General features: G+C 67.7%; 9 protein-coding genes. 3 read left to right on the top strand and 6 right to left on the bottom strand.

Annotation, left to right across the window (positions count from 1 at the left end; genetic code table 11):
• The 3 genes from AADR41_RS13925 to AADR41_RS13915 all read right to left on the bottom strand — a co-directional run.
• The coding region (locus AADR41_RS13925) for a DUF1254 domain-containing protein (protein ID WP_342281683.1) at positions 1-1164 on the bottom strand (1164 nt) is incomplete at its 3' end.
• 27 nt (positions 1165-1191) lie between these two features.
• Positions 1192-1626, bottom strand: a complete 435-nt coding sequence (locus AADR41_RS13920; RefSeq protein ID WP_342281682.1) for a DUF7144 family membrane protein — start codon at positions 1624-1626, stop codon at positions 1192-1194.
• Positions 1627-1747: 121 nt separating this feature from the next.
• A complete protein-coding gene (locus tag AADR41_RS13915; protein ID WP_342281681.1) occupies positions 1748-2266 on the bottom strand; it encodes a hypothetical protein in 519 nt (172 codons plus the stop codon).
• A gap of 411 nt (positions 2267-2677) precedes the next feature.
• On the opposite strand from AADR41_RS13915, the gene AADR41_RS42880 reads away from it, so the two are divergent.
• On the top strand, positions 2678-2752 hold the full coding sequence (locus AADR41_RS42880) for a 50S ribosomal protein bL37 (RefSeq protein ID WP_015034725.1): 75 nt from the start codon (positions 2678-2680) through the stop codon (positions 2750-2752).
• An 81-nt stretch (positions 2753-2833) separates the two neighbouring features.
• Here the strand turns inward: AADR41_RS42880 and AADR41_RS13910 are convergent, their stop codons facing one another.
• A complete protein-coding gene (locus tag AADR41_RS13910) occupies positions 2834-3118 on the bottom strand; it encodes a hypothetical protein (RefSeq protein ID WP_342281680.1) in 285 nt (94 codons plus the stop codon).
• A gap of 580 nt (positions 3119-3698) precedes the next feature.
• Between AADR41_RS13910 and AADR41_RS13905 the strand changes: the two genes are divergently transcribed.
• Positions 3699-4061: a hypothetical protein gene (locus AADR41_RS13905; protein ID WP_342281679.1), complete on the top strand. Its 363-nt coding sequence runs from the start codon at positions 3699-3701 to the stop codon at positions 4059-4061.
• A gap of 352 nt (positions 4062-4413) precedes the next feature.
• Here AADR41_RS13905 and AADR41_RS13900 read toward each other — a convergent pair whose 3' ends face one another.
• Both AADR41_RS13900 and AADR41_RS13895 read right to left on the bottom strand, forming a co-directional pair.
• On the bottom strand, positions 4414-4653 hold the full coding sequence (locus AADR41_RS13900) for a hypothetical protein (RefSeq protein WP_342281678.1): 240 nt from the start codon (positions 4651-4653) through the stop codon (positions 4414-4416).
• Between the two features lie 808 nt (positions 4654-5461).
• Positions 5462-5779, bottom strand: coding sequence for a hypothetical protein (locus AADR41_RS13895; RefSeq protein WP_342281677.1), 318 nt, complete (start codon positions 5777-5779; stop codon positions 5462-5464).
• 239 nt (positions 5780-6018) lie between these two features.
• Here AADR41_RS13895 and AADR41_RS13890 point away from each other — a divergent pair, with 239 nt between their 5' ends.
• Positions 6019-6627 (top strand): FxLYD domain-containing protein, encoded by a 609-nt coding sequence (locus AADR41_RS13890; RefSeq protein WP_342281676.1) that lies wholly within the window; start codon positions 6019-6021, stop codon positions 6625-6627.
• The last annotated feature ends 446 nt before the right edge of the window (positions 6628-7073 follow it).

The following is a 7073-nucleotide window of genomic DNA, read 5'->3' as shown; positions in this document are numbered from 1 at the left end:
GGCCATGTCGTGCCCGGCCATGTCGTACACGGCCAGGGACCAGCCCGCTTCGGCCGGCGGCCGCCCTTCGAAGCGCAGCACGTAGGAGTGGGCCCCGTTCAATCGCCCGCCCCCGGCGTCGCACAGTGCGCGGGCGTACACCGCCTCGTACCCGTGGACGCCCCACAACGCGCTCCGCGCCGCCACCGCCCTGGTCAGGTAGGACGCCTCCCGGTCGGCGATCCGCCACTCCGGGGAGTCGACGGTGCCGACGCCGTAGTGGTCGAGGTTGTAGTCGAAGAGATGTGGCTGCATCGCCCACCCCGCGCGCACCGCATCGGCCCGGTCCGCCTCCTCCACCCGTGCCCCGCCCCGCGCCGCCCCTTCGGTCAGTGCGCGCACAAGGACGGCGTCTGCACGGACGTAGGGCGACGCCCCTTCCTCCAGCAGCCCCAGCGGCTGGAACCGGTCCTGGTACGCCCGGTCGGGCGCGGACGGCGGGAAGTCGGCCATCCACACCCTGAGCTGCTCGAAGAACCGCAGCGGCTCCGGTACGTCGGGGTCCGGCGCGGGCAGTCCCGTACGGTGCGTACCCGGTTCGACGTGCGTGACGGTCAACTGCTCCTGGAACGCGCGGACCCGCTCCGCCCCGTACGAGCCACCTCCGTGGTCACCGCCGTCGCAGTCACCGTCATCGCAGTCACTGCGTCCGATGACGGTGACGACGGAGGTGGGCGCGTCGATGACCCCGAGCACCCCGTCGGGCACGCGTCCCGCCCAGCCCGGGGGCACGACGAGCCAGTCACCGGTCCGGGTACCGGTGGGGCGGTGGCCGACGTACGCGAAGTTGTCGGTCCAGGCATCGACGAACTGCAACACGCGATACGTGCTGTCCGGGCCGTCCCGGTCGTCCGGGGTGTCCCGGTCGTGCGGACCGTCCGGGACGTGGATCAGGACCGGTCCGCCGGAGAGGTCGAGATGGGCGACGGACCGGACGGTGTCGTCGCCGACGGACACGAAGGGTGTGTCGGGAGGCACCGGCCGGTCCGCGTGCGCGAAGCGGTTGAACGGGGTGGGCGGCAGCGGACCGTAGCCCGTGTACATGGCGCCCTCGACCACCGAAAGGTCACGGACCAGCGGATACCCGTAGACGTACGCCTCGGTGGCAAGAGCGACGAGGTCCACCGCTGCCTCCTCCCGACCCCGCCGCCCTCAGATGACCGCCTTCGAGGTCCCGGTGCACAGGGCCCAGATCACGAACACGTCGATGGCGATGGAGATGATCGCCCAGATCGGCTGGTACGGCAGCCAGACGAAGTTGATGATCACGCTGATGGCGGCCAGCACCACACCCGTGGCACGGGCCCATTCGGCACCCTTGAGGATGCCCCAGCCGACGACGGCGAGCACGATGCCGAGAACGAGGTGGATCCACCCCCAGGAGGTCACGTCGAACTTGAACGTGTAGTTCCTGACATGCGCGTAGACGTCGTCGGTGGCGATGCCGGAGATCCCCTTGATCACTCCGAGGACACCGTCGACGAGCAGCAGAACACCGGCAAAAACGATTCCGCTGGCCGCCCAGGGATTGAAATCCTCCTGGCCGGCGGAACCGGCGGTACCGGGCGTGGGCGCTGTGTGAGCCATCAGGACTCCTTGGCCGGATCGGGACTGTGGGACAGAACCGACCCTGCGCGCCGCCCACCCACGGAACCACTCGGACGCACCCATCCGGGTGAAACCCGCCACGGGCCGCGCCCGCCCGTCCCTACGACGAGGGGAGCCGCGTCACCTTGGAGACCTTGCACGTCATCTTGCCCGGGACCTTCCCCAGCCCCTGGGCCTTCTGCACCGACTTCTGCCCCGCCGCCAGATCGGTCGCCGTCGCCAGCCCCGAGGCCCGGCGCGTGCCGTCCCCGTCCACGAACTCCACGGACACGATGTAGGAAGCCTGGACGTCGCCGTGGTTGACGATCTCCACATCCGCATCCGGCCACTCGGTCAGCGAGTCCACCGCACACCGGGTGATCCGCACGTCGCCCTCACCGTCCGTGCCCTCCAGGGCCGGCACCTCCGTGGGCGCGTCCGAGGCATCCCCCGGCGCGGGCGCACCGCTCTCCGTGCCCTCCACCACCGACGGCTTCGGCCTGGCCGAGGGCGAGTCCCCACCACCGGCCACGGCGATCAGCACACCGAGCACCAGCAACACGGCCACCCCGCCGAGCACCGACAACGTGACGATCAACCCGGTACGGGACTTCTTGACCGGCTGCGGATGGCCATACATCCCGGGCCCCGGCGCCTGCGGCCACTGCGCATGGGGCGACGGCGCCTGCTGGGGCGGCTGAGGCATCTGCCCGAAACCGGGCTGAGACGTCCGGCCGAAACCGGGCTGAGACGTCCGGCCGGAACCGGGCTGAGACTCCTGCCCGGGCTGAGGCTCCTGCTCGGGCTGAGGCTCCTGCTCGGGCCGGGGCGGCGGATAGCCGTACGACATGTGCATCCCCCCTGGGACATAACTGACGTGACCAGGACACATTACGACGCCCCCGGACTCGCCCCTCCCAGGGCGGCCCAGGGAACCGGGCCATGAACAACCCAACCGCCGAACACCGCCCGCCCGCTCCGCTGATGCGCCCCCGACACCCCGAACCTAAACTGGCGAAGGCATGAAACCCCCAGGTGAGGGAGGCATCCCATGGCCAAGCGAGGCAACAAGCGCCGCGCCCGCAAGAAGAAGAACGCCAACCACGGCAAGCGCCCCAACGCCTGAACCGAACTCCGCGGTGCCCTGGGAAGCGCCAATGTCTCCCAGGGCACCGACCAACCGAGCCGCCACCGGCCCCCTCGGGCACTACAGACCGCGCAGCGCCTCGTAGAAATCGGCGTAGGCACTCCAGCATTCGACGCTGCCGTCGTCGTCCAGACTCCCCATGTACCAGTTGTCGTCATCGACGGGCTTCACCAGACACAGCCCATGGAATCCCAGGACGAGTTCAGGCCGCAGCCGTTCGTCCTCCGCCGGCCACCCCAGCAACGTCACACAGCGATCGCTGTCGAGCACCGTCGCCTCCCGGTCACCGGAGACTCTTCGGATCTCCTCCAGAGTCCACCCTGCTGGTAGCCGCTCATTCGTCACCCATAGATGATGACAGCCGACGCAGCAGCCGCCGCGTTTGCGGGCCGCGCCCAAACCTCAGTCGCCCGCCACACCCCGACGCAGAACAATTCCAGCGCAGGCAGCGCGCGCACCCCGAAGGAACAGAGTGGCCGGACGGCAACCGCCTCTTCCGCATCGGCCGCCTCCGCCGCAGCCACTCCGTACCGGACAGCGACTGGGGCGCCATCTGGTCGATCGCGCGCACGTTGTCGAACCTGCACGGCGCCGAGGGCGTCCGCCCGGTCGTCCGGTCCGAAGACTGACCCCCGCAGTGGGCAGTCAGGAGCCGTTCTCGTTCACCCTGTCCGTCAACGCGAACAGGGGTGCCCCCGTGCCTTCTGAACCACATGCCCGCCCGCCTCGGACTGGAACGGTGGTCACATGGGGAAGCTCCGGTCATTATCCGCGGCATCGTACGGGGAGGGGCAGCCATATGAGCTCAGACACGGTCACCGCTGTCGCAGCGACAGTTATAGCGCTCGGCTCTCTATGGGTCAGCTATACGCAGGCCAGAGACAGTAGGCGACATAGCCGCCAGTCGGTGAGGCCCGTGCTCCAGATGCGCCGCATCAAGAAGTACGAAGGCACTGAAGCAGGGCTCAGCGTGGTCAATGCCGGTCTCGGGCCGGCCATCGTGACGAGGTCGGTGGTGCGGTTGGACGGGGAGGCCATCGGACAGTGGGACTACCACACGCAGCAACGCGTAGTGAGCTCGTTCCCCACAGAGTCCAAGGCTCACTCCTTACGCCCGGGCGCCGTGGTACTGGCCGGGCAGTCCACCTTCTTGTTGTCACTGGCCGAGTTCAGCGAAGACGAGCACGATTGGTTCTGGGATCTCATTACCCGACGCCTTGTGATCGAGATCGGCTACGAATCCCTTTACGGCGGCGAGAACTTCACTGTGACACCACCTGTGTTCTGAAAGAAGCGGCTGCCACCGGGCCGCCAGCCGCGCTCTCCAGCGCGACGGCCTCAGACGCGCAAGCTCGTCCACAGCAATACCTGGGTACCTGGACCGAGTGGTGGTACGCCGAAGGCCCCCAACCATGACCGGTTGGGGCCTTCACACCAGTGGGCGCGGACGGTTTCGAACCGTCGGCATCTGCTTCGGCAGTGCGGTCGTCGCCGACGCGGCCCTGAGATCCCGCCACCCTGACGACCGGACAAAAGCACCCATGCACCACCACCCAACGCCGTTGACGTCAACGGTGGATGTCGAAGTCCCTCATGTCTCACCGCAGGATGCTGCCGCGTCGGCCGCGTTGCGGGCACGTTCAGCCGTCGGTTTCTTGATCCTTTTGACTTCGTGGAAGGGTCAGCGAGATCGACCATATGACCGCGAGCAGACCGAAGCCGAAAGGCAGGCCGTCCCATGGCTGCGGCAGCGCGTGCTGGAGCGCGGTCGTCCCCACGCAGATGGACAGGAGCGCCAGGACGAGCAACGGACGCCGCACAACGTGCCTGACCATCGCCATGAACGATGCCCCGAACCGCTTCAATCTCCCGGCCTTCATGTCTGGGACAGTAGCGACGCACCATCGCCAAGTACACCAACCCACGACGCACCCCAACTCCCACGACGCTCGTCAGGCCCCGGCCGGCACCCGCGAACAGCGCCCGTCCACCCCGGAGTCTGAACTGCCCTGCCGGAGGCATGTCCTTCACCCGCTGATTGGTTCTCGGGACTGCATCAAGAGTGCTGGTACCGAAGCCCGTCGGACCAGGTTTCGAACCGCCGACATCTGCTTTGTAAGCTTGGCGCCGATCACACAGCGGTCTTAGCTGGTCAACGGGCGTACAACGGCGCTGCGTTCCCCACGCTTGTCTGCACGGCCGCGGACCCCAATTGACCTTGACCGACTGCTCGATCTGGCACGGCCTGCGCCTACACCCACCCTGTAAGCCGCCTACTCTCCCTGCCCATAGAGCCCAGGATTTCGATGCCGCTGCAAGGCCGCCCCGAGCCGTCAGTACGCATCCACATTGATGCCAGCCCCCAGCCAACCGACCAAGTCACTTCCTCCTACGAAGTTCCCGGATCTTCGCGTCGCCTTCACGTGAAGATGCTCACGTGGTCCCTTGTGCCGGCGAACTCCGTCCATGGGCGGTATGCGGCATGGCCTGCAATGCTCGGTCGGCCGCACGCGCCGCGCTGTGTGCGGCGGGTGTCTCGACGAAGTCGCGGCGGGGAAGGGGCGGGCGTCGTCGGAGTGACGACGGGCGTCATCCGGATGTCCGCCCGCAGGTCCCCGCAGCGCGCCGCGGGGACCTCAATGCATCGACGGGTCGGCCGCGTATTGCGCGGCCTGTTGGCGAAGACCGCTAACAGAACCGGTCGAAGGCCCGGTCGTAGCCGTCGCTGTATCCGTTGGCGTAACCCTGCGACCATCGCTCGTCCGATGACTGGCTGCGGAAGCCGTAACCGGAAATGAGGTTGCAGTCGTCCCGTGCGTCCGCGTATCCATTCCGGAAGCCTTGGCGGTAGCCGTCTCGGTAGGAATCGGTGACAAAGTCGTGCGCGGCTACCGCCTGCGCGGGTTTGGGGGCGGCCGACGCCTGTGAGGTGAGCGCCGGTGCGACTGCCAGGCTGCCGACGATCAGAGCTGAGCCGAGAACCGCGAACGCCTTGTTGGTACGCATGGATTTCTCCTTGTATCTGCGAGGACAGGCGTGCCTTTTCAGGGTCCTATGGACGTGGCCTCCCCGCGACATCACTCCGGGTGGTCTGGGTGATGCGGTCGGTGCGAGCGGTCTGGATTGATCGGAGAGGTGTGGCGACCGTTCACAATGTCGTCACGATCTGTCCGCTTCCGGGGTCACACATTCCGGTCAGGTCGTACGGTGTCCCCTCACACCTGCACATCCCATGGGGGGATTCCATGTCGTACCCGCCGCAGCCCGGCCAGCAGCCCCAGCAGTGGCAGCAGCCGGGGCAGTACCCGCCGCAACCGGGCCCGGGTTGGGGTGCGCCGATGCCCCCGAAGAAGTCGAAGACCGGGCTCATCGTCACCTTGTCCGTCATCGGCGGCCTGGTACTCCTCGGCGGGTGCGGCGCCGTGGTGGTCGGGCTGGCGAGCGTCGGCACGACGACTGAGAACAGCGCGACGGGGCACTCGCCTGCTGCGAAGGAGCCCGGGAAGGGCGTCCCGGCGGAGGCGGAGAAGCCGGCCGAGAAGAAGAAGCCGGCCGAGAAGCCTGAGGACAAGGGCCCGGAGGGTGACGTCAAGATCACCGGGTGCGAGGTGAACTCCTCGACCACGTGGCCGGCAGCGGACGTGGAGATCGTCAACCACTCTGACGAGAAGGCGAACTACATCGTGTCCGTGGAATTCGTGAACGCCAAGGGCGACCGCCTTGGTGAAGGCATGGCCGCGACGAACAACCTGGCACCGGGGCAGAAGTCGGTGACGAAGGCGCAGGGCCTGGACGCGACGTCGGGCAAGGTGACATGCAAGGTGACGGACGTGTCGCGGTACCCGTCGCTGTAGCCGTCGTCTGAGCGTGCCGACGCCCCGTCACCTTGGTGGTGGCGGGGCGTCTGTGCTGCGTCGTCAGTGTGCGTTGCTCGGGCATACGCCCCATGCGTAGGCCTCGACAAGGTCGCGCAGCGCGAGGGCCGCGGTCTGTGCCGTGAAGTCCGTCGTGGCTTCGGCTTGCCCGGCTGTGGCCTTTGCGGCATGCCCATGGGCGCGGAGCACGGCCCACCGGGTGGCGACGCCCACACGCGGCTGATCGTGGTCTCGCCCTTCTCCAACTCGGGCACGACGGCTTGCACGTGCCGTTTGTTGCCTGCCGCGACGTGTTCGGGGGTGGCAATCCAGGCGGCCTGTTCGGTGATTCCGGCAGCCAGGGCGTCAAGTTCGCCGTGGAGCAGGGTTCCGCGGCGGGCGCGGTCGACGAGGTGCAGCAGCTGCTGTCACGGCTGATATCGAAT

The sequence above is a fragment of the Streptomyces sp. CLV115 genome (assembly GCF_038448545.1).
Taxonomy (GTDB): domain Bacteria; phylum Actinomycetota; class Actinomycetes; order Streptomycetales; family Streptomycetaceae; genus Streptomyces; species Streptomyces sanglieri.
This window is presented reverse-complemented; position numbering and strand designations above follow the sequence as displayed.